The organism is Limnohabitans sp. TEGF004 (assembly GCF_027924965.1).
Lineage (GTDB): Bacteria > Pseudomonadota > Gammaproteobacteria > Burkholderiales > Burkholderiaceae_C > Limnohabitans.
Genome location: NZ_AP027056.1, coordinates 1,485,800 through 1,511,713 on the forward strand (window position 1 = coordinate 1,485,800; position 25,914 = coordinate 1,511,713).

The 25,914-nt window shown below is 57.5% G+C and carries 22 protein-coding genes and 1 pseudogene; 19 read left to right on the top strand and 4 right to left on the bottom strand.

What is annotated here, in order from left to right; all coding sequences use genetic code 11:
* Position 1 precedes the first annotated feature (1 nt).
* The 10 genes from lptF (at position 2) to LINBF2_RS07045 (ending at position 8,235) form a co-directional block, all read left to right on the top strand.
* Complete coding sequence (gene lptF / locus LINBF2_RS07000) at positions 2-1,108, top strand: LPS export ABC transporter permease LptF (protein ID WP_281887765.1); 1,107 nt, start codon at positions 2-4, stop codon at positions 1,106-1,108.
* Positions 1,105-2,208 carry an LPS export ABC transporter permease LptG gene (lptG, locus tag LINBF2_RS07005; RefSeq protein ID WP_104797282.1) on the top strand — a complete coding sequence of 368 codons (1,104 nt, stop codon included), beginning with the start codon at positions 1,105-1,107 and terminating at the stop codon, positions 2,206-2,208. The genes lptF and lptG overlap by 4 nt, the downstream gene beginning before the upstream one ends.
* 6 nt (positions 2,209-2,214) lie before the next feature.
* Positions 2,215-2,589: a CbiX/SirB N-terminal domain-containing protein gene (locus LINBF2_RS07010; RefSeq protein ID WP_281887767.1), complete on the top strand. Its 375-nt coding sequence runs from the start codon at positions 2,215-2,217 to the stop codon at positions 2,587-2,589.
* 112 nt (positions 2,590-2,701) lie between these two features.
* Positions 2,702-3,643: a CysB family HTH-type transcriptional regulator gene (locus LINBF2_RS07015; RefSeq protein WP_281887769.1), complete on the top strand. Its 942-nt coding sequence runs from the start codon at positions 2,702-2,704 to the stop codon at positions 3,641-3,643.
* Positions 3,644-3,653: 10 nt separating this feature from the next.
* Positions 3,654-4,817 (top strand): pyridoxal phosphate-dependent aminotransferase, encoded by a 1,164-nt coding sequence (locus LINBF2_RS07020; RefSeq protein ID WP_281887771.1) that lies wholly within the window; start codon positions 3,654-3,656, stop codon positions 4,815-4,817.
* A gap of 7 nt (positions 4,818-4,824) precedes the next feature.
* The gene (senB, locus tag LINBF2_RS07025; protein WP_104797279.1) at positions 4,825-5,832 is read left to right on the top strand and encodes a selenoneine biosynthesis selenosugar synthase SenB; all 1,008 of its coding nucleotides are present in this window, start codon (positions 4,825-4,827) and stop codon (positions 5,830-5,832) included.
* Positions 5,829-6,785 (top strand): cyanophycinase, encoded by a 957-nt coding sequence (locus LINBF2_RS07030; protein ID WP_104797278.1) that lies wholly within the window; start codon positions 5,829-5,831, stop codon positions 6,783-6,785. The genes senB and LINBF2_RS07030 overlap by 4 nt, the downstream gene beginning before the upstream one ends.
* A gap of 176 nt (positions 6,786-6,961) precedes the next feature.
* The gene (locus tag LINBF2_RS07035; RefSeq protein WP_281887775.1) at positions 6,962-7,243 is read left to right on the top strand and encodes a BrnT family toxin; all 282 of its coding nucleotides are present in this window, start codon (positions 6,962-6,964) and stop codon (positions 7,241-7,243) included.
* Positions 7,218-7,553 (top strand): helix-turn-helix domain-containing protein, encoded by a 336-nt coding sequence (locus LINBF2_RS07040; RefSeq protein WP_281887777.1) that lies wholly within the window; start codon positions 7,218-7,220, stop codon positions 7,551-7,553. The genes LINBF2_RS07035 and LINBF2_RS07040 overlap by 26 nt, the downstream gene beginning before the upstream one ends.
* Positions 7,554-7,590: 37 nt before the next feature.
* Entirely contained in the window at positions 7,591-8,235 is a 645-nt protein-coding gene (locus LINBF2_RS07045; protein ID WP_281887779.1) for a nuclease-related domain-containing protein, read from the top strand.
* A 19-nt stretch (positions 8,236-8,254) separates the two neighbouring features.
* On the opposite strand, the gene hrpA is transcribed toward LINBF2_RS07045, so the two are convergent.
* Positions 8,255-12,325 carry an ATP-dependent RNA helicase HrpA gene (gene hrpA / locus LINBF2_RS07050; RefSeq protein WP_348773703.1) on the bottom strand — a complete coding sequence of 1,357 codons (4,071 nt, stop codon included), beginning with the start codon at positions 12,323-12,325 and terminating at the stop codon, positions 8,255-8,257.
* Between the two features lie 68 nt (positions 12,326-12,393).
* On the opposite strand from hrpA, the gene argA reads away from it, so the two are divergent.
* Positions 12,394-13,743: an amino-acid N-acetyltransferase gene (gene argA / locus LINBF2_RS07055; RefSeq protein WP_281887781.1), complete on the top strand. Its 1,350-nt coding sequence runs from the start codon at positions 12,394-12,396 to the stop codon at positions 13,741-13,743.
* Between the two features lie 37 nt (positions 13,744-13,780).
* On the opposite strand, the gene LINBF2_RS07060 is transcribed toward argA, so the two are convergent.
* Entirely contained in the window at positions 13,781-14,341 is a 561-nt protein-coding gene (locus LINBF2_RS07060) for a disulfide bond formation protein B (RefSeq protein ID WP_281887783.1), read from the bottom strand.
* 85 nt (positions 14,342-14,426) lie between these two features.
* Between LINBF2_RS07060 and LINBF2_RS07065 the strand changes: the two are divergent.
* The 6 genes and pseudogenes from LINBF2_RS07065 to LINBF2_RS07090 all read left to right on the top strand — a co-directional run.
* Positions 14,427-14,909, top strand: a pseudogene (locus tag LINBF2_RS07065) (cysteine dioxygenase); the annotation flags it as partial.
* A 135-nt stretch (positions 14,910-15,044) separates the two neighbouring features.
* Positions 15,045-16,619, top strand: coding sequence for a rhodanese-like domain-containing protein (locus tag LINBF2_RS07070; protein ID WP_281891301.1), 1,575 nt, complete (start codon positions 15,045-15,047; stop codon positions 16,617-16,619).
* Between the two features lie 56 nt (positions 16,620-16,675).
* Positions 16,676-16,948: an oxidative damage protection protein gene (locus LINBF2_RS07075; RefSeq protein ID WP_104797267.1), complete on the top strand. Its 273-nt coding sequence runs from the start codon at positions 16,676-16,678 to the stop codon at positions 16,946-16,948.
* Positions 16,949-16,974: 26 nt separating this feature from the next.
* Positions 16,975-18,618 carry an FAD-dependent 5-carboxymethylaminomethyl-2-thiouridine(34) oxidoreductase MnmC gene (mnmC, locus tag LINBF2_RS07080; protein ID WP_281887785.1) on the top strand — a complete coding sequence of 548 codons (1,644 nt, stop codon included), beginning with the start codon at positions 16,975-16,977 and terminating at the stop codon, positions 18,616-18,618.
* Between the two features lie 113 nt (positions 18,619-18,731).
* Entirely contained in the window at positions 18,732-20,036 is a 1,305-nt protein-coding gene (chrA, locus tag LINBF2_RS07085) for a chromate efflux transporter (RefSeq protein ID WP_348773716.1), read from the top strand.
* 3 nt (positions 20,037-20,039) lie between these two features.
* Positions 20,040-21,404, top strand: a complete 1,365-nt coding sequence (locus tag LINBF2_RS07090; RefSeq protein WP_281887788.1) for a leucine-rich repeat-containing protein kinase family protein — start codon at positions 20,040-20,042, stop codon at positions 21,402-21,404.
* 13 nt (positions 21,405-21,417) lie between these two features.
* Here the strand turns inward: LINBF2_RS07090 and LINBF2_RS07095 are convergent, their stop codons facing one another.
* Positions 21,418-23,316: a PhoX family phosphatase gene (locus LINBF2_RS07095; protein ID WP_281887790.1), complete on the bottom strand. Its 1,899-nt coding sequence runs from the start codon at positions 23,314-23,316 to the stop codon at positions 21,418-21,420.
* A gap of 96 nt (positions 23,317-23,412) precedes the next feature.
* On the opposite strand from LINBF2_RS07095, the gene ppx reads away from it, so the two are divergent.
* Together ppx and LINBF2_RS07105 are read left to right on the top strand one after the other, a co-directional pair.
* On the top strand, positions 23,413-24,921 hold the full coding sequence (ppx, locus tag LINBF2_RS07100; RefSeq protein WP_281887792.1) for an exopolyphosphatase: 1,509 nt from the start codon (positions 23,413-23,415) through the stop codon (positions 24,919-24,921).
* 72 nt (positions 24,922-24,993) lie between these two features.
* A complete protein-coding gene (locus LINBF2_RS07105; protein ID WP_236657739.1) occupies positions 24,994-25,431 on the top strand; it encodes a hypothetical protein in 438 nt (145 codons plus the stop codon).
* Here LINBF2_RS07105 and LINBF2_RS07110 read toward each other — a convergent pair.
* The gene (locus LINBF2_RS07110) at positions 25,400-25,900 is read right to left on the bottom strand and encodes a histidine phosphatase family protein (RefSeq protein ID WP_104797805.1); all 501 of its coding nucleotides are present in this window, start codon (positions 25,898-25,900) and stop codon (positions 25,400-25,402) included. The genes LINBF2_RS07105 and LINBF2_RS07110 overlap by 32 nt on opposite strands.
* Between the last annotated feature and the right edge of the window lie 14 nt (positions 25,901-25,914).

A 25,914-nucleotide genomic window follows, 5' to 3' on the forward strand; every position in this document is an offset into this window, starting at 1 on the left:
GATGTTATTCCATTCCTCTATTCGCAATGAGCTGGCTCGCAGCTTTGGTGCCACGCTGGTGGTGCTGGTCACCATCGTGATGACCATCATGCTGATCCGTACACTGGGCCAAGCCTCACAAGGCAGCGTCAACCCCGCAGAGATCAGCTTGGTCATGGGCTACACCATGTTGGGTCACTTGCCCACGGTGCTCACCATGAGCTTGTTCATCGCATCTGTGGGCACGTTGTCACGCACTTACCTTGACAGCGAAATGGTCATTTGGCTTGTAAGCGGCAAAGGTCTGCGTGCATTCCTGACGCCCATGTTGCGTTTTGCCTGGCCCATGCTGTTGACCGTCGGCGTACTGGTGCTACTGGTATGGCCATGGTCAAACCAACAGATCAGCGAACTCAAAGAACGCTTCGAGCGCCGGGGTGACCTAGAACGCGTGTCTCCGGGCCAATTCCAAGAATCGGCCAATGGCCTGCGTGTGTTCTTTGTGGACAAAGACAGTGTCGAGAACAAACAAGGTAAAAACGTTTTCATTTCGTCGACAGACCATGGCAAACAAGCCATGACCTCATCCAAAGCGGGCCACATTGAAACCATCGACGAAGATCGTTTTTTGATTTTGGATGTTGGCCAACGGGTGGAACAAACCGTGGGTGAAGCTGAAATCAAAATCAGCGAGTTCAAGGTCTATGGCACGCGCATTGGACAAGACGTCAAGGCTGCCTCTGTCATTCCCGCAAAAGCCACCAGCACCCTCCAGCTGATTCAGTCGCCGACGCCGAACAATTTAGGTGAACTGTCCTGGCGACTGGGCATGGCCATGGCTGCCTGGAACTTTGTGGTCATCGCACTGGCCATCACCAGCGCCAACCACCGTGTTGGACGCAGCGGCAACTTGGCCTTGGCGTTGTTCATTTTTGTGGTCTATTACAACTTCATCAACCTCGGTCAAAGCTGGATCAGCTTGGGCAAAGTGCAATTTGCCCCTTTCTTACTTGCACTGCATGGCGGCGTTTTGTGTGCGGCATTGCTTTGGCTGACGGTGCGCCACAACAACTGGAGCTGGCGCCAATGGCTACCCACCTCAACACCGCAACCGGAGGTGCGCCCATGAAAACATTGCGACGCCTCATTTACGGTGAAGTGCTCGTGGCTGTGGGCTTTGTCACCCTTGGTTTTTTGGGTTTGTTCTTCTTCTTTGACTTTGTAGACGAGCTTCAAGGTGTAGGCCAAAACGGCGGTGCTTATCAGCTCAAACATGCCCTGACTTATGTCTTGCTTCTGATCCCCAGCCACTTGTACGAATTGCTCCCCATCACGGTGCTGATCGGCACTATTTTTGTGATGGCCCGTTTGGCACAAAGCTCTGAATTCACGATTTTGCGCACCAGCGGATTAGGTCCTTTCATGGCTTTGCGCAACTTGCTGGGTTTAGGCTTGGCATTTGTGGTGCTGACGTTTGCAGTGGGAGACTATTTATCACCGCTGTGTGACCGCTATGGCCAATTGCTGAAGTCGCGCTACTTAGGTCAAATCAAAGTGGGCAACACGGGGGCTTGGCTGCGTGAGCGCCAAGGTGACAACAGTTTTGCAGTGAATGTCACCACCCTCACCCCAGAAGGTAACCCCAGCGGTATTCGAATCTTTGAATTCAACAAAGACGGTCAGTGGGTGGCCTTGATCAAAGCGCGCGATGGCCTGCTGACCAACAACGACGCCTGGACCCTTCAACAAGTCGAACGCAACCAGCTGAGCCGCAACAAAACGGGTGAATCTGTCTTGGAACGCACCCACGCCGATTCGCAAACATGGGCCACAGGCATCAACTCAGAAATGGTGTCGGTCGCCCTGCTCAAGCCTGAACGTATGGGCACGATTGATTTGTTTCAATACATCCAGCACTTGAGTGCCAATGGTCAAACCACGCAGCGCTTTGAGATTGAATTCTGGAAAAAAGTGTTCTACCCCTTGAGCTGCCTCGTCATGGTAGTGCTGGCCCTGCCTTTTGCTTATTTGCATTTCCGCAGCGGCAACATTGCGAGCCATGTGTTTGGTGGCGTATTGGCGGGCATCAGCTTCTTTTTGTTGAACAACGTGTTCAGCTACATCGGCAACATCAACAGCTGGGCACCGTGGTTTGCAGCCGCAGCACCCGGCATGCTCTACACACTTGCTTCGCTGGCCGCTTTTGGCTGGCTGGTCATTCGCCAATAAGGTTTTATGCACGCCATCATTTTGTTTGCCCACGGCTCACGCGACCCCCTGTGGCACAAGCCCATCCAAGCGGTGGCTGAACGCATCACCCATCGCTCGCCCAACACCGTGGTGCGATGCGCCTACCTGGAGCTGACCGAGCCCGACCTGCCCCATGTGGCCGATGCTTTGGTGGCTGAAGGCGCCACCAGCCTGTGCGTCGTGCCCATGTTTTTGGGCGTGGGTCGACATGCACGCGAAGACTTACCTGAACTCATCACCGCGCTGAAGGCTGCACACCCGAGCGTTGACATCGGTTGCCAACCAGCTGTGGGTGAGCAACATGCGCTGCTCGACTTGCTGGCCGATATTGCACTAGGCCAAGCCAACAACGCGCCCTGAGCGAGACTGGATTCTGATGGCTAAACGGACGCACACGGCCACCGCGAAAGCATAAAGAATCAATTAGTTAGATGCTCAAGGCATAATGAATGGCCAATTACAAAGCCAAGCCATGAACCTACACCAGTTCCGTTTCGTCCAAGAAGCCGTTCGCCGCAACCTCAACCTCACCGAGGTGGCCAAGTCGCTCCACACCTCCCAGCCTGGCGTGTCCAAGGCCATCATTGAGCTGGAAGAAGAGCTGGGCATCGAAATCTTCTCGCGCCACGGCAAACGCCTCAAGCGCGTGACCGAACCGGGCCAGCATGTGCTGCGCAGCATCGAAGTCATCTTGCGTGAAGTGGGCAACCTCAAACGCATTGGCGAACAGTTCAGCGCCGAAGACAGCGGCACTTTGTCCATCGCCACCACCCACACCCAAGCACGCTACGTGCTGCCCGTGCCCGTGGCCAAACTGCGCGAGGCCTACCCCAATGTGAACATCAGCCTGCACCAAGGCGCGCCTGCACAAGTGGCGCAAATGGTGATGGACGAAGTGGCCGAGATTGGCATTGCCACCGAGTCACTCTCTGAATACCCCGAGCTGATCACCCTGCCCTGCTACGAGTGGGAACACATGTTGGTCATCCCAAAATCACACCCACTCGCGGGCAAAGTGCGCATCACTCTGGAAGACTTGGCAGCTGAACCCATCATCACGTACCACCCCTCCTTCACCGGCCGCACCCGCATCGACAAAGCCTTTGCCGCCAAAGGCTTGACGCCACGCATCGCGCTCGAAGCGATTGACTCAGACGTCATCAAGACCTATGTGCGCTTAGGTTTGGGCGTGGGCATCGTGGCCGAGATGGCAGTCAAAGACGGCTTGGACAACGACCTGATTGCACGCCCCGCCTCGCTGCTGTTTGGCAAAAACGTGGCGCGCATTGCGTTCAAGCGCAGCGCCTACATTCGCCACTTTGTGTATGACTTTGCTGCACTCTTGAGCGACCGTCTCGATCGCAACCTCATCATGAAGGCCCTCGACGGCCACCCCACCGACTTCAACATGTGAACCACGCAACATGACCACACCGCACCTCGACACCAAGTTCCCCAAAATCGGCACCACCATCTTCACGGTCATGTCGGCTTTGGCCACTGAGAAAAACGCCGTCAACCTCGGCCAAGGCTTCCCCGACTTTGACTGCGACCCCAAGCTCGTGGCCTGCGTGAACGACGCCATGACCCACGGCCTCAACCAATACCCGCCCATGACCGGCGTGCCCGCGCTGCGCGAAGCCGTGGCTGACAAGATTGAGTCGCTTTACCAATACCGCTACGACGCCACCAACGAAATCACCATCACGGCGGGTGCGACACAAGCCATCCTCAGCATCATCTTGGCGGTGGTGCGTGCGGGTGACGAAGTGATCGTGCTTGAGCCCTGCTACGACAGCTACATCCCCAACATCGACATGGCGGGCGGCGTGGCCGTGCGCGTGCCGCTCACCCCCGGCACCTTCCGCCCCGACTTCGACAAAATCGCAGCGGTCATCACGCCCAAGACCCGCGCGATCATCGTCAACAGCCCGCACAATCCCAGCGCCACCGTGTGGACGCGCGAGGAAATGCTCAAGCTTCAAGAGTTGCTCGCACCTACCAATATCGTGCTCATCAGCGACGAGGTGTACGAGCATATGGTCTACGCACCACTGAAGCACCTGAGTGCTTCTAGCTTTCCCGGCTTGGCAGAGCGTGCCTTCATCGTGTCGAGCTTTGGCAAAACATTCCACGTCACGGGATGGAAAATTGGCTACGTCGCAGCACCTGCGGCCTACAGCGCCGAGTTCCGCAAGGTGCACCAGTTCAACGTATTCACCGTCAACACACCGGTGCAACACGGTTTGGCTGCCTTCCTCAAAGACCCACAGCCCTACTTACAACTGCCTGCCTTCTACGCCGCCAAGCGCGACTTGTTTCGCCAAGGTTTGGCCCAAACCAAGTTTGAGTTGTTGCCTTCTGAAGGCAGCTACTTTCAGTGCGTGCGCATCGACAAATTGGGTGTGCCTGAGAAAGACCTGAGCGAAGCTGACTTCTGCAAGTGGCTCACCTCTGAAATTGGTGTGGCCGCTATTCCTCTGTCGGCCTTTTACGCCGATGGCTTTGACCAACGCGTGGTGCGCTTTTGCTTCGCCAAAAAGGATGAGACCTTGAAGCTCGCCCTCGGTCGTTTGGCGCGTCTGTAAGCCCTGCATGCCTAAACCTACACACACGCCAAAGACCAAAATCTGCCTCGTCACGCCCGCGTTAGCCGATGCCAACAACGGCAACTGGCAAACCGCCCAACGCTGGGCTCGCATGTTGTCTACAACTTTTCAGACGCGCATCAGCCCGGTCTGGCCCGACAGCAAGCCCGCCGACATCACTGCCGATGTGTTGGTGGCCTTGCACGCGCGTCGCTCTGCCCCCTCGGTGGCCGCATGGGCACATGCGCACCCCACGCACCCCTTGGTGTTGGTCCTGACAGGCACAGACTTGTACCAAGACATCCAGCACGATGCCGACGCCCAACGCTCATTGCAGCTAGCCACCCATTTGGTTGTGCTGCAAGAGCAAGGTCTGCAAGCTTTGCCCGAAGCGCTGCGCCACAAAGCGCACGTCATCTATCAATCCAGCACACCCTTGCCCCCCGCCAACAAAACCCAAGCGCATTTGCGTGCGGTCATGGTGGGACATTTGCGCGATGAAAAATCGCCGCAAGTGCTCTGGCAAGCCGCACAAGCGCTGCAAGCGGATGACGCCATTTTTATAGACCACATTGGCCGTTCACTTGACCCCACTTTGGCCACGCAAGCCCAACAAACCGCCAGCCAATGCCCGCACTACCGCTGGCTGAATGAGATGCCCTCTGTGCCAACGCGTCGCAGCATTCAACGTGCCCATGTGTTGGTACACACCAGCCGCATCGAAGGCGGCGCACACGTCATCATGGAAGCGGTGTTAAGTGGCACACCTGTGTTGGCCTCACGCGTGTCGGGCAATGTGGGCATGTTGGGCACTGACTACCCCGGTTACTTTGAACCCGGCAACGCCCAACAACTGGCCGCTCTGCTGCGCGAATGCAGGCAAACCCAAAATCAAACAGATGGTTTATTGGCCAAACTCACGCACGCCTGCCAAACGCGGGCCGCGCTGTTTCAACCTGAGCGCGAACAAGCCGACTTGTGCGCGCTCATCACATCTGCGCTGAAACCTGTATGAACACCATGCACCGACGTGAGTGGCTGAGCAAACTGGGTCAACTGGCCCTGCTGACCGCCAGCTCTTTGCCCTTGAGCCTTGCTGCACAAACCATCAAAACACAGGGCCGCCTGGTCATCATTGGCGGGGCGGAAGACCGCAAACAAGATCGCATCATCCTGCGCAAGTTTCTTGAACTCAGCGGCGGCCCCAACGCCAAAATTCGTGTCATCAATGCCGCGAGCGGCGTGCCCGACATCGTGTGGGCCAGTTACCAAGCTGTGTTTCAAGACCTAGGCGCACTCAACTGCGAGGTGGTGCCCATGCTCACCCGCGACGAAGCCTCAGAACCCAACGTGGTCAACATGTTGGCCGAAGCCGATGGCATCTTCATCACAGGGGGCGACCAAAACCGACTCATGCAATGCCTGTGGGAGTCACCTGCCGCACAAGCCATGCACCGTGCGTTTCACTTGAACGGCACCTGCATTGCAGGCACCAGCGCAGGCGCTGCGGTGATGTCGCGCCACATGCTGGCCGAAGGCGCGCCCACACCTTCACCACAAAAAGACGTGGTGTCCATGGACATCGGTCTGAGCTTCATGCCCAACGCCATCGTGGACCAACACTTCTCGCAGCGCCATCGCCTGAGCCGCTTGCTCTCGGCCTTGGCACAACGCCCCGACCTTTTGGGCGTAGGCATTGACGAAGACACGGCCTTGGTCATTGAGCCCAATCAATCGGTAGAAATTGTGGGCCGCGGCGCCGTCACGCTGGTCGACCCGCGCCGCATGCGCAGCAACTTTGACAAAGCCGAAGACGGCGACAAACTCGAAATGCTCGGGCTTCAACTGCACCTGCTACCTGCAGGCAGCCGCTATGTGCTGGCCAATGCCCCCAAGAACCGCAAACCGCCTGTGCCGTTTTGGGATGCTTTGTCGGTGCTGGCCAAGACGGGGGCGATGCGGGGGTAAGCTCAAGCGCACTGCGGCAGGTGTGTGAGCGAGATACGTCATAGCCGCTTACAAAGTTAGACACCACGCACGGTTACAACCCCTAGCCTGTTCAATGACAAACGGCCCTCAAACCGACCTAGCCCAAAGCAAATTTGGGAAGATTGCCAAAGGTCGGCCAATGGCCTACACTTACCATGAATTTCGAGTGGGATGAAATCAAAAACGAGGCTTGTTTTGACGAACGCGGTTTTGACTTTGCCTACGCAGCCCAAGCCTTCTTTGACCCGAACCGCCTCATCCGCGCAGACATGAGGCACAGCTACGGCGAAGAGCGCTTTCAGTTGCTAGGCGCAATCGACTCGCGGATATTTGTGGTGGTCTACACCCCTCGCCCGCAAGCCACACGCATCATCTCAGCTCGCAAAGCTAATGCACGAGAGGCCAAGCACTATGAAAACGGTACGCATGAAGATTGAACCCAACATTCCCAGCGCAAAGCGCGTGGGCAGGGTCAACACGGCCAAGCTTGACGCCACCACTGAAACACAAATTGCACAGCATGCAGCTGAAGACGATTCTGCAGCCATGCAAGACGCAGCGAAGTTTGCCCGCCGCGTGCGCCGCCGCTTGGGCTTTAGCCAAGCCGAATTTGCCACACGCATTGATGTGTCGCTGGAAACAATCCGCAACTGGGAACAGGGTAAGCGCAGCCCAACTGGCGCGGCCAAGGCGCTGCTTAAAGTGCTGGACAAAGCACCTGAGGCGGCGTTGGCTGCTTTGCACTGAATATGCGCATTGTTGAAGTTGAAGCCACTCTAAATAAATGACCTCCAAACTGTATTTAGTTATCGCACTTGCGCTTGCAATTAGCTATGCACTTGGGCGCTTCCACGCTCGCTACCGAACGTCTACTTTTCAAAACAGAGGAGAGGCGCTCGTTTCCCGTGAGCTTCAATCAAATTTCAATGGCCCAGACTATCACCTGCTGAACCACATTACCTTGAAACTCAAGGACGGAACGACGCAAATTGACCATATTTTGGTATCTCGCTTTGGTGTGTTCGTCATAGAGACGAAGCATTACAACGGTTGGATATTTGCAAATGCAAAACAAGCGACTTGGACACAGGTTCTGTATCGCCAAAAATTCAAATTCCAAAATCCAATTTTTCAAAACATGCGGCATGTCGAAGCAGTAAAAAACATCCTCGATTTTTTGCCATCAAGTTGCGTTCAGTCTTTGGTAGTTTTTACAGGGAACGCCAAATTCAAAACTGACATTCCACCTGGTGTGTTCACCGCCTCTGAACTGATTAAATATCTGCGAAACCACGTCGATGAAGCAATGTCAGTAAACCGCTTGCAGTTCTGCGTTGGTCGAATAGAAACAGCGCGTCTTGCAGTTAGCCGAGAAATAGACCTAGAGCATGTTAAAAACTTAGAGCATCGCCACAGTGGCAAAAATTAACAATGCCACATCATTGGTCTCAATAACTCAACTGCTGCCAAGCCTTATCCAGCCGCTTCACACTGACCGGCTGGGGCGTGCGCAGCTCTTGCGCGAAGAAGCTCACGCGCAGCTCTTCCAGTAGCCACCTGAACTCTTGCATGCGCGCATCGGTCACACCTTTGCGCTCGGCCACCAAGCGCCAATACTTTTGGTCCAGCGGTTTGAGTTCAGCCAGTTTGGTGGCATCGCGTGCCGCATCGGCGCGCAGTTTGTCTAGGCGCAGCACCACGGCTTTGAGGTAACGCGCAAAGTGCTGCAGCTGTGTGTAGGGTGTGTCGGCGATGAAGCGTTTGCCCACCAAGCGTTGCAACTGTTGCGCAGCGTCAGCCACGCTGTCGGGGCTGATTTTGGTGTCTTTCACTTTACGACTAGCGGCTGCAAACTCGGTCAGCACGGTGCTGGCTAAGCGTGCTATTTCGTTGGCGATCAGCGTCAGTCGGCCACGGCCTTCTTCCAGGCGGCGTTTGAAATCAGCCTCACTGGTAGGTAATGGGTCGAGCAAGAAGGCGCGGTCCAAAGCCACATCCAGTATTTGTTGTTTGAGCTCATCCGAAGTGCCCAAGCTCATGTACGCGACCGACATTTTTTGCAGGTCGGGCAAGTTCTTCTCAAGGTACTTGAGCGCGTCTTTGATTTGAATGGAAAACAAACGACGCAAGCCCGCACGGTGTTTGGTGGCCGCTACTTCGGGCTCGTCAAACACTTCAATGCACACGGCGTCACCCACATCCACCAACGCCGGAAAACCAATGAGGGTTTGTTTGCCTTTGGTGATTTCCATCAGCTCAGGCAGTTCACCAAAAGTCCAGCTGGTGTAACGCTGATCCGCAGGAGAAGAAGCGGCAGAACGAGCAACAGACGCACCACGACCAGAAGGTGTCGGCTGATGGAGAGCAGCGGGTGACGATTTCTGTGAGGCATGAGGAGCCCGCTGCTCTCCATCAGCCGACGCCGCAGCCCCTTCAACGACGACACCAGAGCTTAGTGTGCCCACACCTTTAAGCGCAGCCAACGCCTGAAACGCCCCCCGCGCTTGGCTACCCAGCTCAGCCTTCAAAGCACCCAAATTGCGCCCATGCCCCAACTGCCGCCCATGCTCATCCACCACACGGAAGTTCATGAACAAATGCGGCGGCAACATGTCCACCTTAAAGTCCGCACGCTTCACATCCACTTGCGTGGCATCACGCACCAGCTTTAGCAAAGCATCCACCAATGGACCAGCGCCAAACACCGTGTCTGACGACAAAGCCTCGGTCAAACGCGCCGCACTCTCAGGCAGCGGCACTAGGCGCGAGCGAGGCCGCTGGTGCAAGGTTTTGAGCAAGGCGTGAATTTTTTGGTTCAGCATGCCCGGCACCAACCACTCAGCGCGTTCTTCGCTCACTTGGTTCAACACAAACAGCGGCACAGTCACGGTCAGGCCGTCTTTGGCGTCACCAGGCTCATGCAAATAGTCAGCCGAGCAGTCCACGCCGCCCATGCGCAATGTTTTGGGAAATGCCTGCGTGGTGATGCCAGCCGCTTGGTGGCGCATCAACTCTTCACGACTCAGGCACAAGAGCTTGGGCTGACGTTTGACTTCTTCGCGATACCAATGCTCCAGCGTGACCAAGCTGCACACATCGGTGGGCAGCTGCTGGTCGTAAAACGCGTAGATCAACGCATCGTCCACCAACACGTCTTGACGGCGCGATTTATGTTCTAGCTCTTCCACTTGCGCGATGAGCTTTTGGTTGGCCGCAAGGAATTGCAGCTTGGTGTCAAGCTCGCCCGCCACCAATGCTTCGCGAATAAAAATTTCGCGCGCACCCACCATATCGACTTTGCTGTAACTCACACGGCGGCCGTTGTAGACCACCAAGCCATACAGAGTGGCACGCTCTAACGCTTTGACTTCGCCCGCTTTCTTTTCCCAATGCGGGTCGAGCAATTGTTTTTTCAGCAGATGGCCGCCCACCTGCTCTAGCCACTGTGGCTCCATAGCGGCAATGCCTCGGCCAAACAAGCGCGTGGTTTCCACCAACTCGGCCACCACAATCCAGCGGCCCGGTTTCTTGCGCAAGTGTGCGCCGGGATGGCGATAAAACTTGATGCCGCGAGCACCCAGATACGCTTCGTCATCCTCGAGTTTGCAGCCCACGTTGCCCAGCAAACCTGCCAACATCGACAAGTGCAATTGCTCGTAGCTGGCGGGCAAGGTGTTGATGCGCCATTTGTGTTCGGTCACCACCGTCAGCAGCTGGGTGTGCGTGTCGCGCCACTCGCGCACGCGGCGCACGTTGATAAAGTTTTGGCGCAGCAGCGCTTCGTATTGGCGGTTGCTCAGCTTGTGCTCGGTCGGCACGCCCGTCATGCCCACCTTCACTGCGCCCTGCTTGCTTTGCGGCTGCTTTACCGCAATTTGCTGCTTCATGCTGGCAGGCAAATGCGGCTTACCACCGCGCGAATTTTCTAGCCACTTCCACAGGTTGAGGTAGCCGCTGAACTCGCTGCGGTCGTCGTCAAACTTGGCGTGTGCTTGGTCAGCCGCTGCTTGCGCTTCCATCGGGCGGTCGCGCACGTCTTGCACGCTCAGGGCCGAGGCAATGATGAGCACTTCGTCCAAAGCGTTACGTTCACGTGCTTCCAAAATCATGCGGCCCACGCGGGGGTCGAGTGGCAGGCGCGACAGCTCACTACCCATGGGCGTGAGTTCGTTGTCGTCATCCACTGCGCCGAGTTCGCTCAGCAACTGGTAGCCATCGGCAATCGCTTTGGGGCGCGGCGCTTCGAGAAACGGAAACTGCTCCACGTTACCGAGGTGCAGCGACTTCATTCGCAAGATCACACCGGCCAACGATGAACGCAAAATTTCGGGGTCGGTAAATTTGGTTCGACCGTTGAAATCCACCTCGTCATACAAGCGAATGCAAATGCCGTTGGCCACACGGCCGCAACGGCCTGCGCGTTGGTTGGCTGCGGCTTGACTGATGGGCTCCACCATCAACTGCTCCACCTTGCTGCGCCAGCTGTAGCGCTTGACGCGTGCCGTGCCTGCATCAATCACATAGCGAATGCCAGGCACGGTGAGTGAGGTTTCGGCCACGTTGGTGGCCAGCACAATGCGACGGCCACCACGTGTGTCAAACACACGGTCTTGCTCAGCAGTTGAAAGCCTCGCAAACAAGGGCAGCACTTCAGCGCTGCGCATGACGGGGCTGTGACTCAGGTGGGCACGCAGGTGGTCTGCCGCTTCTCGAATTTCGCGCTCGCCCGGCAAGAACACCAAGATGTCACCCTGCTGCGATGGGTTGCTCCACAGCTCGTCCACGCCGTCGGCAATGGCGTTGTTCAGGTCGTAGTCGCGCTTTTCTTCAAACGGGCGGTAGCGCATCTCGACGGGGAAGGTGCGGCCCGAAACCATCAGTACCGGCGCTGGCCCTTTGGCTGAAGCAAAGTGCTGCGCAAAGCGATCGGCATCAATCGTGGCCGAGGTGACGATGATTTTCAGGTCAGGCCTGCGCGGCAAGATTTCGCGCAAATAGCCCAGCAAAAAGTCAATGTTCAGGCTGCGCTCGTGAGCCTCGTCAATGATGATGGTGTCGTAGGCTTTGAGCAGCGGGTCGTTTTGCGTCTCGGCCAGCAAAATGCCGTCGGTCATCAGCTTGACCGACGCGTCTTTGCTCAGGCGGTCTTGGAAGCGCACCTTGAAACCCACCACGTCGCCCAGCGGGGTTTTGAGCTCTTCGGCAATGCGCTTGGCCACCGAGCTGGCGGCAATGCGGCGGGGCTGGGTGTGGCCGATGATTTGTTTGCGCTGACCAGGCTTGGAGTTGGGGCCAAGCTCCCTGCCTTGTCCGCGCCCCAGAGCGAGCGCCATTTTGGGCAGTTGCGTGGTTTTGCCCGAGCCAGTTTCGCCGCACACGATGATGACCTGATGCGCCTGCATGGCGGCCATGATTTCTTCGCGCCTGGCCGAGACGGGCAACGATTCTGGAAATTCAATCTTGAACGGGAAAGACTGGGGGCTTAGGGTAGACAAAACAGGCGCTAACTTGGGTGACAATCCGCAATTATCCCCGTCCGGCTCACACCGAGAACGCTCAACCCTTTACACGCCACAAACCAGCCCACATGTCCGCCGTTTTTGACTTCACTTTTGTGCCTTGGTTCCGTTCGGTCGCGCCGTATATCCACATGCATCGCGGCAAGACCTTTGTCGTCGGCATCGCGGGCGAGGCCATTGCTGCAGGCAAGCTGCCCAACTTGGCGCAAGACTTGGCGCTCATCCAAAGCATGGGCGTTCGCATTGTGCTGGTCCACGGCTTTCGCCCACAGGTGAACGAACAGCTGGCCGCCAAAGGCCATGTGCCCCACTACTCACACGGCATGCGCATCACCGACGGCGTGGCCCTCGACTGCGCGCAAGAGGCAGCAGGCCAACTGCGCTTTGAAATTGAAGCCGCGTTCAGCCAGGCCTTGCCCAACACGCCCATGGCCGGCGCCACGGTGCGCGTGATTTCAGGCAACTTCATCACCGCTCGCCCTGTGGGTATCTTGGACGGGGTGGACTTTCAACACTCGGGCCTCGTGCGCAAGGTTGACGTGGCGGGCATCACCCAAACCCTCGCCTCGGGTTCGATGGTGCTCATCTCGCCGTTTGGCTTCTCGCCCACGGGCGAAGCGTTCAACCTGACCATGGAAGAAGTGGCCACATCGGTGGCCACCGCTTTGCAAGCTGACAAACTGCTGTTTGTGACGGAGACACCGGGCATTCGCATTCGCCCCATGGAGCCCGAAAGCGAAGACAACCCCATCGACACCGAACTGCCGTTGGACGCCGCCAAACAACTGCTGGCCACCCTGCCCCACACCACAGACCCCTCTGACATCGCGTTTTACTTGCAGCATTGCGTGAAGGCTTGCGAGACGGGCGTGGAGCGCAGCCACATCTTGCCGTTCGCGGTGGATGGCTCGCTGCTGCTAGAGGTGTATATGCATGACGGCATCGGCACCATGGTGGTGGACGAGAAGCTGGAGAGCCTGCGCGAAGCCACACATGAAGACGTGGGCGGCATCTTGCAACTGATTGAGCCGTTTGAAAAAGACGGCACCTTGGTCAAGCGTGACCGCAACGAGATTGAACGCGACGTGGGCCAATACACCGTCATCGAACATGACGGCGTGATCTTCGCCTGCGCGGCGCTCTACCCCTACCCTGAAGCCCAAACGGCAGAGATGGCGGCACTGACTGTGTCCCCCCAATCGCAAGGTCAAGGCGATGGCGAGAAGGTGTTGAAGCGCATCGAACAACGCGCGCGCAACAAAGGCCTCAAGAGCATTTTTGTGTTGACCACGCGCACCAAGCACTGGTTCTTGAAACGCGGCTTTGTACAGGTTGATCCCGACTGGTTGCCCGAGGCACGCAAACGCAAATACAACACCGACCGCAGGAGTTTGGTCTTGGTGAAGAAGCTGGCATAAAAAACGGGGCTCACAAGCCCCGTTTTTTATTGTCAGCTCAGGGTGTCACGCCTTCGCTGGAGTCGCTGGAGTCGCTGGCGTCTCTGATGCTCGGCGCAGGCTGAGACAGCAAGCGGATGAAGGCGGCCAAGGCCAACAACCCCAACCCCACAAACGCCACAAACGACCAGTTGGCAATCGAGCCCCCCAAGAAAGTCCAATCCACGTTTGAGCAATCACCACCGCCCTTAAAAATCATGGGGATGGCACGTTGCAGCGGGAAGGTTTCGATCATGCCGTAGAAGTCACGGCCACATGACACCACCTCGGGCGGGTACCACTGCAACCAAGTTTGGCGGGCCGCCACATAAGCACCGCCACCAGCCAACAACACCAACACACTGCCGACCGTCAACGATGCGGTACGGCCCGACAAAACCGCACCCAGCAAAGCCACCAAACCCATCAACACCATCACATAGCGCTGCACGATGCACATGGGGCAAGGCTCCAAGCCCACCACATGCTGCAAATACATGCCGAACGACAACAAACCCAAACAGGTCAGGGCAATGCAAAGCCAAACACGGCGAGGGTGATTCAAAAGTTCTACGTGCACATCGGTCTCCAAAAGGACTAGATTCAATTGTCGCTGTGAAACAATGGTGGCAATGGCCCAAGCGCCAAAAAACCAAAGACACGCCATGACTTTACGTACACCACCGCTCGCTGATACACCCCGTTTACACAACTTCGTCAACCAACTCGACGCACTGCTCAAAAGCACCACCGACGAAGCCGCCATTTTGGCGAGTGGCAAACCGCTGTTGGCCGAGTTGGTGGCACACGACGATTGGCTACCTGAAGAATACGCCCAGCTCAACCCCGAGCGTTACCAACAGTTTTTACTCTACGCCGACCCCGATGACCGCTTTTCAGTGGTGAGCTTTGTGTGGGGCCCAGGCCAAGCCACGCCCATCCACGACCACACCGTGTGGGGCATGATTGGCATGCTGCGCGGTGCCGAGCTATGCCAACACTTTGCCAAAAACGCACACGGCAAATGGCAGCCCAGCGGCGAGCCAACCCGTTTAGAGCCCGGCCATGTCGAAGCCGTGTCGCCCACCATTGGCGATGTGCACCGCGTGTGGAATGCATTCGCCGACCAAACTTCCATCAGCATCCATGTGTATGGCGCCAACATTGGCGAGGTCAGCCGCCATGTGTTTCATGAAGATGGCACGGTGAAAGATTTCATTTCTGGCTACAGCAATGCCAAGGTTGAAGCGCCACTTGAATTTCCCCTCGCTGCTTACGCCCGCATTCGCGAAACCCTCTTGCAACGTCAAGAAATCGCCATCCTCGACGTGCGTGAGGAAGACCCTTTCGCCCAATGCCACCCGCTGTTCGCGGCCAACCTGCCACTGGGCCGCATCGAAGCCGATGCCTGGACACGCATCCCGCGCCTAGACACCTTCATCGTGGTGTACGGCACGGCCTTCAATGGCGACGACCTCGCCCTGCCCGCTGCCCGCACCTTGAAACGCATGGGCTACACGAATGTGCATTTGCTCAGCGGTGGCCTCCAAGGCTGGCAAGACGCAGGCGGCGAAGTGTTCCGCGATGTCAACGTGCCCAGCAAATCGTTTGGTGAGTTGGTCGAATCCAAGCGTCACACGCCGTCGCTCTCCGCGCAAGAAGTCAAAGCCCTCATCGATGCCAAAGCCAATGTGGTGGTGATGGACGCACGCCGTTTTGACGAGTACCAAACCATGAGCATTCCCAGCGGCATCAGCGTGCCTGGGGCCGAGCTGGTATTGCGTGCGCGCGCACTCGCGCCCAATGCCACCACGCGCATCATCGTGAACTGTGCGGGCCGCACGCGCAGCATCATTGGTACGCAGTCGCTCATCAACTCAGGCATTCCCAACCCCGTGAGCGCCCTGCGCAACGGCACGATTGGTTGGACCTTGGCAGGCCAAGAGCTGGTCAAAGGTGCGAGCGATCATTTCCCCGAGGTGGACGACGCCACCCGAGCCAAAGCCGCTGCCAGCGCATTTGCGGTGGCCATGCGCGCCGGTGTGAAACGCGTGCGTTTGGATGAGCTCAACACATGGTTGGCCGACCCCACACGGACCACGTATTTCTTTGATGTGCGCACACCCGAAGAATACGCAGCAGGCCATGTGGCCGGTGCACGCAGCGCCCCAGGCGGCCAACTGGTGCAAGAGACCGACCACCAAGCCGCCGTGCGCGGCGCGCGCTTGGTGCTGTGCGACACCGACGGCACGCGCGCCAACATGTCTGCCTCGTGGTTAGCCCAAATGGGTTGGGAGGTTTATGTGGTGGCAAGCCTCACCGCTGAAGACTTCAAACACACCGACGTGCCGCCTTTGCGCTTGCCAGACCCGCAAGGCAAACTGCCCGCTGTCGATGTGGCCAAAGTCAAAGCTTGGTTGGCCGACCGCAACAGCCACACCGTGGTGCTCGACTTCAGCACCAGCGCACAATACATCCAAGGCCACATCCACAGCGCATGGTGGATGCTGCGCACGCAGCTCAAAGACTCGCTCGCTGCCGCGCACAAAGGCCACCGCTATGTGCTGACCTGCCAAAACGGCAGCGTGTCACGCTTTGCCGCAGCCGATGTGCAAGCGGCTGTCAAAGCAGGCATTGAGGTGGTGTGGCTTGAAGGCGGCAATGCCGCATGGCTCGCCGCAGGGGGCAAACTTCAAACCGGCGACCACCAAATGGCCGTGGAGCGCGTGGACCGCTACCGCCGTCCCTACGAGGGCACCAACAACCCAGTGGAAGCCATGCAGGGCTACCTCGACTGGGAATTTGGTTTGGTCGAACAGCTGGCCCGCGATGGCACCCACCATTTCAGGGTGATTTAAATATTGCTACAGTCTCGCCTGAAGTTTTTAACCCTGATCACAGAGAAGCACATCACATGTCACGCACCGTTCAATGCATCAAACTCGGCACCGAAGCAGAGGGCCTCGATTTGCCACCGTACCCAGGCGAGCTGGGCAAGCGCATTTGGGAAAGCGTCAGCAAGCAAGCGTGGGCTGATTGGATCAAGCAACAAACCATGTTGGTGAACGAAAACCGTTTGAACTTGGCCGACCTGCGCGCCCGTGAATACCTCAAGCGCCAAATGGAAAAACATTTCTTTGGCGACGGCGCGGACGCCGTGCAAGGCTACGTACCACCAAGCGCTTAATCGCTCCGCATTCAACGCAACCCTGCGTGGTCAGCGAGAACGCATGGCACGGCTTTAGTAGCTGGTGCCACACCCAAGCCAGCTTTGACGAGCTGGCTTTTCTACGTCTGTGGCACAGCTGGACGGCTGATGATGCACGCCCTACGCACTTACATGTGGTGGCGCACACGGTTCAGCCTTTACAAGCGGATGCACTGCTCAGTGCCGCTGCATCACACCCCGAACTGTTGCCCCTCGCCCAACAGCTGGCTGAGCAATTCTGGGGTTTGTTGCCCGGCATACACCGCTTGCGATTTGCACGCCACACACACTCGAAGACCCAGCTTGATCCAAGCGTTGAAACGGTCCCCAACGACCATTTCTGGCACGACCGCGATGCTCGCTTGATGCTGACCCTCTGCATAGGTCCACACGACGCATGGCCCGAGTTTGCCGAAGTACTGCACGCATATCCCATAGGTCCGTGCATCCCCCCTGTCGATGCGCCTACGTTGGATGAACGAACGGTCACCATCATTGGCTCAGGCATTGCAGGCGCAGGCACCGCACGCGCATTGGCAGAACGCGGCTGGCAAGTGACGGTGCTCGAAGCAGGTAACGAACCCGCATCCGGCGCATCAGGCTTGCCCGTGGGCGTGGTGGCGCCACACACCTCGCATGACGACAGCGGCGTGTCACGCCTCTCGCGTGCGGGCTTGCGGCTGATGGAACAAACCATGCGCGGGCTGCTGACCGAAGGCGTGGATTGGGGCTGCACCGGTGTGCGCGAACGCCGCCTGCCCGGCAAAACCCGACGCGGCGGTGTGCCACTGAGCTGGCTCCACGAACACGCCCACACCGCGAACGACTGGACACACAAAGCACCACTGCCCGCCCCTGACGATGCGTACTGGCACCCACACGGCGCGTGGCTCAGACCTGCGCAATTGGTGCGTGCCTTGCTCGACCACCCGAACATTCGTTGGCAAGGCCACGCCAAAGTGGACGCTTTGCAATGCGTCACGCCAGTTGAAAACACCAACGCTTCCAAATGGCAAGTGCTTGAAGACGGCAAGGTACTGGCTGAATCATCACGCGTGGTGTTGGCCGCAGGCCCTGGCTCTGCAGCGCTGATTGCCACCGCCACTGAAGATGGCAGTGCCCCACGCATCAACCCACTGCGCGGCCAAGTGTCTTGGGGCTTAATGGCCGATGTGCCCGCAGGTTCGTACATGCCCGCCACACCCGTGAACGGCAATGGCAGTTTTGTGCACGACATCACCTCGCCCGATGGCCCCGCTTGGTACACCGGAGCCACGTATGACCGCATCAACGGCGACGCGCGCTTGCTCGATGCCGACCACGCAGAAAACTTAGAACGCTTGCGAGCTTTAGAGCCGGACACCGCGGCCGCACTCGCCCCCTTGTTTGCCACCGTTGGCTCAGAAGCCCCACGTGTGCATGGCTGGGCTGGTATGCGCTGTGGCGTGCATGACCGCTTACCCATGACAGGCCGCGTGCCCAACACACCCGAGGGCTTGTACATGAATGCGGCCATGGGCTCGCGCGGTTTGACGCTGGGCTTGCTGTGCGGCGAATTGCTGGCCGCACAATGGCATGGCGAGCCCTTGCCTATTGAGGCGCGACTGGCCAAGTTTTTAGATGCCACACGGTTCAAGCCGAAAGCCTGAGCTGACGCATTGCACATAACGACACTCTTAATCGCCCGCCCATGCCCCAAACCTCACACGACACACCCACAACAAAAGATGCAACTGAACAAGTAGCACCAGCTGCCGTGAGCATGGCCGAAGCCTTTTGGTTTTGGCTCAAGCTCGGTTTCATTAGCTTTGGTGGGCCTGCGGGACAAATTGCCATCCTGCATCAAGAGCTGGTGGAGCGCCGCCGTTGGTTATCAGAGCGACGGTTTTTGCACGCGCTCAACTACTGCATGGTGTTGCCCGGCCCAGAGGCCCAACAGCTGGTCACGTACATCGGCTGGCTCATGCACAAGCGCTGGGGCGGTGTGGTGGCGGGCGCGTTGTTTGTGTTGCCGTCATTGGCCATCTTGATTGCGCTCTCGTGGGTGTACATCGCCTTCGGTGATGTGCCTTGGGTGGCCGGTTTGTTCTTTGGCATCAAGCCTGCGGTCACGGCCATCGTGGTGCAAGCGGCGCATCGCATTGGCTCGCGTGCTTTGAAGAACAACACTTTGTGGGCCATCGCTGCGGCATCGTTTGTGGCCATCTTTGCGCTGGATGTGCCCTTCCCTTTCATCGTGGGTGTGGCCGCTGCTGTAGGTTATGTGGGCGGCCGCGTGTCGCCACACACCTTTCAAACAGGGGGTGGTCATGGTGCTGCCAACGCTTCTTATGGCCCGGCTTTGATTGACGACCACACGCCACCACCTGCACACGCGCATTTCAGCTTTGCAGGTTTGGCGCAAGTGTTGTTGGCAGGCGCCTTGCTGTGGGCTCTACCCATGGGCGTGCTGTGTGCGGTGTTCGGTTGGGAACACGGCTTCACGCAAATGGGCTGGTTCTTCACCAAAGCGGCCTTGCTCACCTTCGGTGGCGCGTATGCCGTGTTGCCCTATGTGTACCAAGGTGCGGTGGGTCAGTTTGGCTGGGTCACGCCCACGCAAATGATGGACGGCTTGGCCTTGGGCGAAACCACACCGGGTCCACTCATCATGGTGGTGGCCTTTGTGGCCTTCATCGGTGGCTATGTCAAAGCCTTGCTCGGGCCTGAGAGCTTGTTGGCCGCAGGCGCATTGGCCGCGTGCCTCGTGACGTGGTTCACGTTCTTGCCCTCGTTCATCTTCATCTTGGCAGGCGGTCCCTTGGTCGAGAGCACGCACCGCAACCTCAAATTCACCGCGCCCCTCACCGCCATCACCGCAGCTGTGGTGGGCGTGGTGCTCAACCTCGCTTTGTTCTTTGGCTACCACCTGTTGTGGCCCGAAGGTTTTGCAGGCGCGTTGGATGTGCGCTCGGCACTCATTGCCATCGCGGCGGCAGTGGCCTTGTTCAAATACAAACGCAGCGTGATGGAAGTCATCACCTTTTGCGCTTTGGTGGGTTTGACCGTCAAGCTCATTCCTCTTTAAAACATGCACACCCTTGAACAACTGCGAAGCGGCGAACTGGCAGGCATCACACGCCTGCAACTGCGCTGTGGCCTAACCGAATTTCCACGTGAAATTTTTGAGTTGGCCGACTCGCTGGAAATCTTAGATTTATCGGGCAACCAACTCAGCACCCTGCCCGACGATCTGCCACGCCTACATAAGCTGCGCGTGATTTTTTGCTCGGACAACCCCTTCACCGAATTGCCCGAAGTGCTGGGCCAATGTCAGCAGCTCAGCATGGTGGGCTTCAAAGCCAACCGCATCGCACACGTGTCGCCCAAGGCTTTGCCACCACTGCTGCGTTGGCTCATCCTGACCGACAACGCGCTGACTGAATTGCCTGCTGAGATTGGGCAATGCACGCACATGCAAAAGCTGATGCTGGCAGGCAACCAGCTGCGTCACTTGCCCTCTGAACTGGCCCACTGCACACGCCTAGAGTTGCTGCGCATTTCAGCCAATCAACTGACAGAGTTGCCAGATTGGTTGTTGCACATGCCGCGTCTCACATGGTTGGCGTTTGCGGGCAACCCATTCACACACGCACTAGAAGCACGCGCTTTGGCCAATGCGCCCACACCTCACATTGAATGGCCGCGCCTGCGTGTGCAACACCAACTAGGCGAAGGTGCTTCAGGTGTGATTCATCAAGCCACGCTGCGCACAGACGAAAGTGAGCTAACCGTAGCGGTGAAGCTATTCAAAGGCGCCGTCACCAGCGATGGCTTGCCCGACTGCGAAATGGCGGCGTGCATGCACGCAGGTGCGCATCCGCATGTGGTGTCGGCCATGGCACGGGTGACCGAGCATCCAGCCAACCAACAAGCCTTGGTCATGCCCCTGATTGCGCCAGAGTTTGGCAACCTCGCAGGACCACCTAGCCTTGAGAGCTGCACACGCGATGTGTACCCGAATGGCAAACGCATGAGCTGGCACGCCACACTGCGCATGGCCATTGGCATGACATCCGCCACGCAGCACTTGCACACGCGCGGCATCGTGCACGGCGACTTGTACGCGCACAACATCTTGCACACCGCAGAAGGTGATGCGCTGCTGAGCGACTTTGGTGCAGCGGCGTTCTTTGATGTGAACGATGCAGCACTCGCACAAGGTTTGGAAAAACTCGAAGTGCGTGCGTTGGGTTGTTTGCTAGAAGAACTGGCTGAGCAATGCGATGCCACGTCCATTCATGCGCAGGCAGAAGCCAACGCAGTGACGCCTTCATCACAGACTAAGCAATTTCAAACTTTGAAAAAAATCGCGCAGCAGTGCTTGCACGACACACCCGCCCAGCGCCCTAGCTTGGCACAGGTGTGCGCCGAGCTAGAGGCCTTGAGCCACTGAAACGCGTAAAGCTTTAACCGCCCACCACGCCGCCATCGCGGCGTGAGATGGCGATGATGGATGAACGCGGCACCGCATCGCCCCCCTGCGGGAAGTGCGAAGGCACCAACTTTTCACCGGGGTGTTGAATGCCCACAAACATCGTTTTCTGGTCAGGCGTGAACGCAATGCCTGTGATTTCACACGCCACTGGCCCCACCAAGAAACGTTGGATGTCACCCGTCACAGGGTTGGCACACAACATTTGGTTGTTGCCCATGCCCGCAAAGGCTTTGGCGTTGCTGTAGTCGCCATCGGTTTGAATCCACAAACGGCCATCGCGGTCAAAGGCCAAACCATCAGGGCTGTTGAACATGTTGTCAGGCGTGATGTTGGCCGAGCCTGCATAGGCGTCTTTGTGCAGCGTGGGGTTACCTGCCAAGGCAAAGATGTCCCACGTGAATGAGTTGGCCGTGTGGTCGTTGCCCTTAGGCGTCCAACGCACGATTTGGCCGTACACGTTTTTGGCCCGTGGGTTGGGTCCGTTCACCGCTTGGTTGGGCTTGGTGCCTCGGTCGCTGTTGTTGGTGAGGGTCACGTACACCTGCGCTTGTGTGGGATGCACAGCTATCCACTCAGGACGGTCCATGGTGGTGGCGCCCACCACGGTGGCAGCCAAACGCGTGTGGACCAACACCTCGGCTTGGTCTTTGAAACCCGCCTCTGCCGTCAAGCCATTTTTGCCGTGGGTCAACTCTAGCCATTCGCCCTCGCCTTGCGCTTGGCCGTCCACCGTGGTGAAGCGCGCTACGTACAAGGTGCCTTCGTCCAGCAAATCGCGATTGGCTTTTGGATTCTTGGCATCGAACTTTTTGGCCGAGACAAATTTGTAAATGTGTTCGCCCTTTTCATCGTCCCCCATGTAGACCACCACATGGCCGTCGGCATTCACCACCACTTCGGCGTTCTCATGTTTGACGCGGCCCAAGGCCGTGCGCTTGATGGGGGTGCTGGTGGGGTCCATCGGGTCAATCTCAACCACCCAACCAAAGCGGTTGGGTTCGTTGGGGTTCTTGGCCAAATCGAATCGACCATCAAAGGGATGCCAGTTCAAACCCGCACCTTTGGCGCTGATGCCATAGCGTTTGAAAGCTGCGTTGTCGGACAAGGTCTCGGCAGTGCCAAAGTAACCGTTGAAGTTTTCTTCGCAGGTCAAGTACGTGCCCCATGGCGTGCGGCCATTGGCGCAGTTGTTGAACGTGCCCAAGGCCACGGTGCCTGTGGGGTCGGCTTGGGTCTTCAACAAAGCGCTGCCTGCGGCGGGGCCGCTCAAACGCATTTCGGTGTTGGCCGTGATGCGACGGTTCAGGCGAGCCTGAGGTTGCAACTTCCACACACCGCCCACGCGATGCACTTCAAACACGCTCACACCGTGGGCAGCTTGGGCCTTGCGTGTGTCTTCGATGCTGCTGCAGCGACCGTTGACAAACAGGTATTCGTAGTTGGCGTATTCGTTGTTGACCGCAATCACGCCATGGTCTGCGCCCAAGCTGAAAAAGCTCATGCCATCGTTGTTGTCGCCGATGGACAAGCCTTGGCTGATGGCTGTGCCGCGCGTGGCTGGGTCAAACGCCGTGCCACCGGGCAGGATGGCGTCACCCCACGACGCCAACACGCGCCATTGGTAGCCTGCAGGCACGGTGATGGTGTCCAAAGAATTAGCAGCAATCGGCGCGAAGCCGATGCGTGGGCCTACGTTCTTGCCGACGTTGGCAGCTTGCGCCAAACCTTGGCCGCCCAAGAACAAGCCCATGCCCGCCCCTGCTGCGCCCAGTAGCTGGCGGCGGCTCAACAGCGTGTTCACCATGTGGCTGAAATCTGTGTCATCCGGACGAGGATGGTTGCGTTGGTCGTTTTCGTCAAAGGTATTCATAGCAGCCTCAGTGAAGGAAGTGATGCAAACTTTAAGCCCCGTTCATGACAAAGCTGTGACATATTTTCGTCACAAATAAACGGTAATATTGTTTTTATGAAACACGGCACACTCCTCGCAGCGATTGATTTGGGCTCTAACAGCTTTCGCCTTGAAATCGGTCGCTACGACCACGGACAAATTCAACGTGTGGCCTACCTCAAAGAAACCGTGCGACAAGGCAATGGTTTAGACGCTGATCGCAACCTCACCGACGAAGCCATGCAGCGCGGCTGGGATTGCTTGGCTCGGTTCGCCGAACGCTTGTCGGGTTTCAAAAAATCACAGGTGCGCGCCGTGGCGACACAAACCCTGCGCGAAGCCAAAAACCGTGAAGCCTTTTTGAAAAAGGGTTGCGAAATTTTGGGCTTCCCCATCGAGGTGATTGCAGGCACCGAAGAGGCCCGTCTGATTTACCAAGGCGTGGCCCACATGCTGCCCAGCAGCAACGAGCGCCGCCTGGTGGTCGACATTGGCGGACGCTCGACCGAGTTGGTGTTGGGCCAAGGCTTGGAAGCCACCGAAACTGCCTCGTTCCGCGTGGGCAGCGTCGCGTGGTCGATGAAGTATTTCCCCACAGGGGAATTCACCGAGCAAGCATTCAAAAAAGCCGAAATTGCCGCACAAGCCGTGCTGGAAGAAGCCCTCTCCACCTACCCACGCACCCAATGGCAAAAGGCCTATGGCGCATCGGGCACTGTGGGTGCGGTGGCGGACATTTTGGCTTTGGCCGGTTTTCCTGAAAACGAAATCAGCTTAGAGGGTTTGGACTGGCTGGTGAAGTGTTTGGTGCGCGCTGGCCTGGCCCACAAGGTGCAACTCGAAGGCCTCAAAGACGACCGTCGCGCAGTGATTGGCGGCGGCGTGAGCGTGCTGCGTGCTTTGATGAACTTGCTGCAAGTGAAGACCTTGCATGTGGCACAAGGCGCTTTGCGACACGGCGTGTTGTTTGACATGGTGGAGCGTGAAGACCACGACACCGACACCCGCGATTTATCTATCCAACGCTTGGCAACGAAGTTCGCGGTAGACAACGCCCAAGGCCTGCGCGTTGGCCGTGTGGCGGTGCATCTGTTGCAACAGATGCACGTCAAACCCAAAGACAACGACGCTGACACACTAGAGCGCTTGTGCCGCAAGCTGAGCTGGGCCGCACAACTGCATGAAGTGGGCGTGGCCATCTCACACAGCGATTACCACAAGCACGGCGCTTACATCTTGGACAACGCTGACTTATTGGGCTTTGGCATGCCAGAACTACACCGCTTAGGTTTGCTGGTGCTGGGCCAACGCGGCAAATTGAAAAAGCTTGAAGATGAATTGCAAGAGGACCAATTCGCCAAGATGCTGATGGCTTTGCGTGTGAGCCTGATTCTGTGCCACGCACGCAAAGACCCAGAGCATTTGGCACTGCGCTTGGACTGTGATGAACACAAGCATCGCATCACACTGACAGCCTCCGCCTCCTGGGCACAAGACTATCCACAGTCGGCCCACTTACTCAGACAAGAAAGTGCATCGTGGGCCAAAGCACCATGGGGGTTTGAGTTTGTGACGAAACCATGACATATATGACAGTAGGCGTTTTAATTTAAACGGTATAAACTGTTTATTCTTTTAATTCACAAGGAAAAAACAGTGAGTACCACCGCTCAGAAAACCATCGTTCAAGCTGCCGTGAAGTCACGCGCTGCCACAACACCCGCCACCAAGAAGCCCGCAGTGAAAAAACCCGTGGTGAAAAAAGCGGCTACAAAGCCTGTGCGTAAAACTGCGGTCAAAAAAGCCCCAGTGAAAGTGGCCACACCTCAACCAGCAAAGCCAGTCAAAGCCGTCAAACCTGCCAAAGTCAAAAAGCCAAAGCTGGTGCGCGACAGCTTCACTATTCCTAAAGATGAATACGTGGTGGTTGACAGCCTGAAGGTTCGCGCTGGCAAACTCGGTCAAGCTGTGAAGAAAAGCGAATTGCTGCGTGCTGGCGTCAAAGCCCTCGCCGCCATGAGCGACATTCAGTTCAAAGCTGCTTTGAACAACGTGCCGACCATCAAGACCGGTCGTCCCAAGAACTCGAAGTAAGTTCTGGACAGGCGACGGTCAGCAACACCGTTTGGGGTTGACCGTCGCGTAGGCGGGTGCGCAGCCACCACACACCGCCCTTGCGCACAGGGCATGTGTGCTCGTGCATTCCCAGTAGCTTGGCCACTAGCTCACCCAAATAGGGCTGATGTCCGACCAACAGCACTGGGCCTTTGAGTTGCGGCCCAGTTTCAGGGTGCCACTTCAAAAGGTGCAGCACATCCTCCACGGATGTTTCAGGCACCAATTCATCGCGCAATTTGAATTTACGTCCCAAAGGCGCCACCGTTTGCTGGGTGCGCCGTGAAGGGCTGACCAACACCCGGGTGCCTTCTGGCAAATGACGGTCTAACCACGCAGCCATTCGCATGGCTTGACGCTCGCCTTTTTTGGTGAGTGAGCGCGATAAGTCGTCACCCCCTTCTGGAGCAACTTCTGCTTCTGCGTGACGCCACAAAATCAAATCCATGGTTTGCCTTTCGT

Bases quoted from the DNA above. Each gene is read 5' to 3' on its own strand.
- LINBF2_RS07110 (WP_104797805.1), bottom strand. From the start codon at position 25,900: ATGGATTTGATTTTGTGGCGTCACGCAGAAGCAGAAGTTGCTCCAGAA.
- argA (WP_281887781.1), top strand. From the start codon at position 12,394: ATGTCCGCCGTTTTTGACTTCACTTTTGTGCCTTGGTTCCGTTCGGTC.
- LINBF2_RS07095 (WP_281887790.1), bottom strand. From the start codon at position 23,316: ATGAATACCTTTGACGAAAACGACCAACGCAACCATCCTCGTCCGGAT.
- LINBF2_RS07040 (WP_281887777.1), top strand. From the start codon at position 7,218: ATGAAAACGGTACGCATGAAGATTGAACCCAACATTCCCAGCGCAAAG.
- LINBF2_RS07015 (WP_281887769.1), top strand. From the start codon at position 2,702: ATGAACCTACACCAGTTCCGTTTCGTCCAAGAAGCCGTTCGCCGCAAC.
- LINBF2_RS07045 (WP_281887779.1), top strand. From the start codon at position 7,591: ATGACCTCCAAACTGTATTTAGTTATCGCACTTGCGCTTGCAATTAGC.
- lptF (WP_281887765.1), top strand. From the start codon at position 2: ATGTTATTCCATTCCTCTATTCGCAATGAGCTGGCTCGCAGCTTTGGT.
- chrA (WP_348773716.1), top strand. From the start codon at position 18,732: ATGGCCGAAGCCTTTTGGTTTTGGCTCAAGCTCGGTTTCATTAGCTTT.
- LINBF2_RS07020 (WP_281887771.1), top strand. From the start codon at position 3,654: ATGACCACACCGCACCTCGACACCAAGTTCCCCAAAATCGGCACCACC.
- LINBF2_RS07030 (WP_104797278.1), top strand. From the start codon at position 5,829: ATGAACACCATGCACCGACGTGAGTGGCTGAGCAAACTGGGTCAACTG.
- senB (WP_104797279.1), top strand. From the start codon at position 4,825: ATGCCTAAACCTACACACACGCCAAAGACCAAAATCTGCCTCGTCACG.
- LINBF2_RS07075 (WP_104797267.1), top strand. From the start codon at position 16,676: ATGTCACGCACCGTTCAATGCATCAAACTCGGCACCGAAGCAGAGGGC.
- LINBF2_RS07090 (WP_281887788.1), top strand. From the start codon at position 20,040: ATGCACACCCTTGAACAACTGCGAAGCGGCGAACTGGCAGGCATCACA.
- ppx (WP_281887792.1), top strand. From the start codon at position 23,413: ATGAAACACGGCACACTCCTCGCAGCGATTGATTTGGGCTCTAACAGC.
- LINBF2_RS07035 (WP_281887775.1), top strand. From the start codon at position 6,962: ATGAATTTCGAGTGGGATGAAATCAAAAACGAGGCTTGTTTTGACGAA.
- lptG (WP_104797282.1), top strand. From the start codon at position 1,105: ATGAAAACATTGCGACGCCTCATTTACGGTGAAGTGCTCGTGGCTGTG.
- LINBF2_RS07010 (WP_281887767.1), top strand. From the start codon at position 2,215: ATGCACGCCATCATTTTGTTTGCCCACGGCTCACGCGACCCCCTGTGG.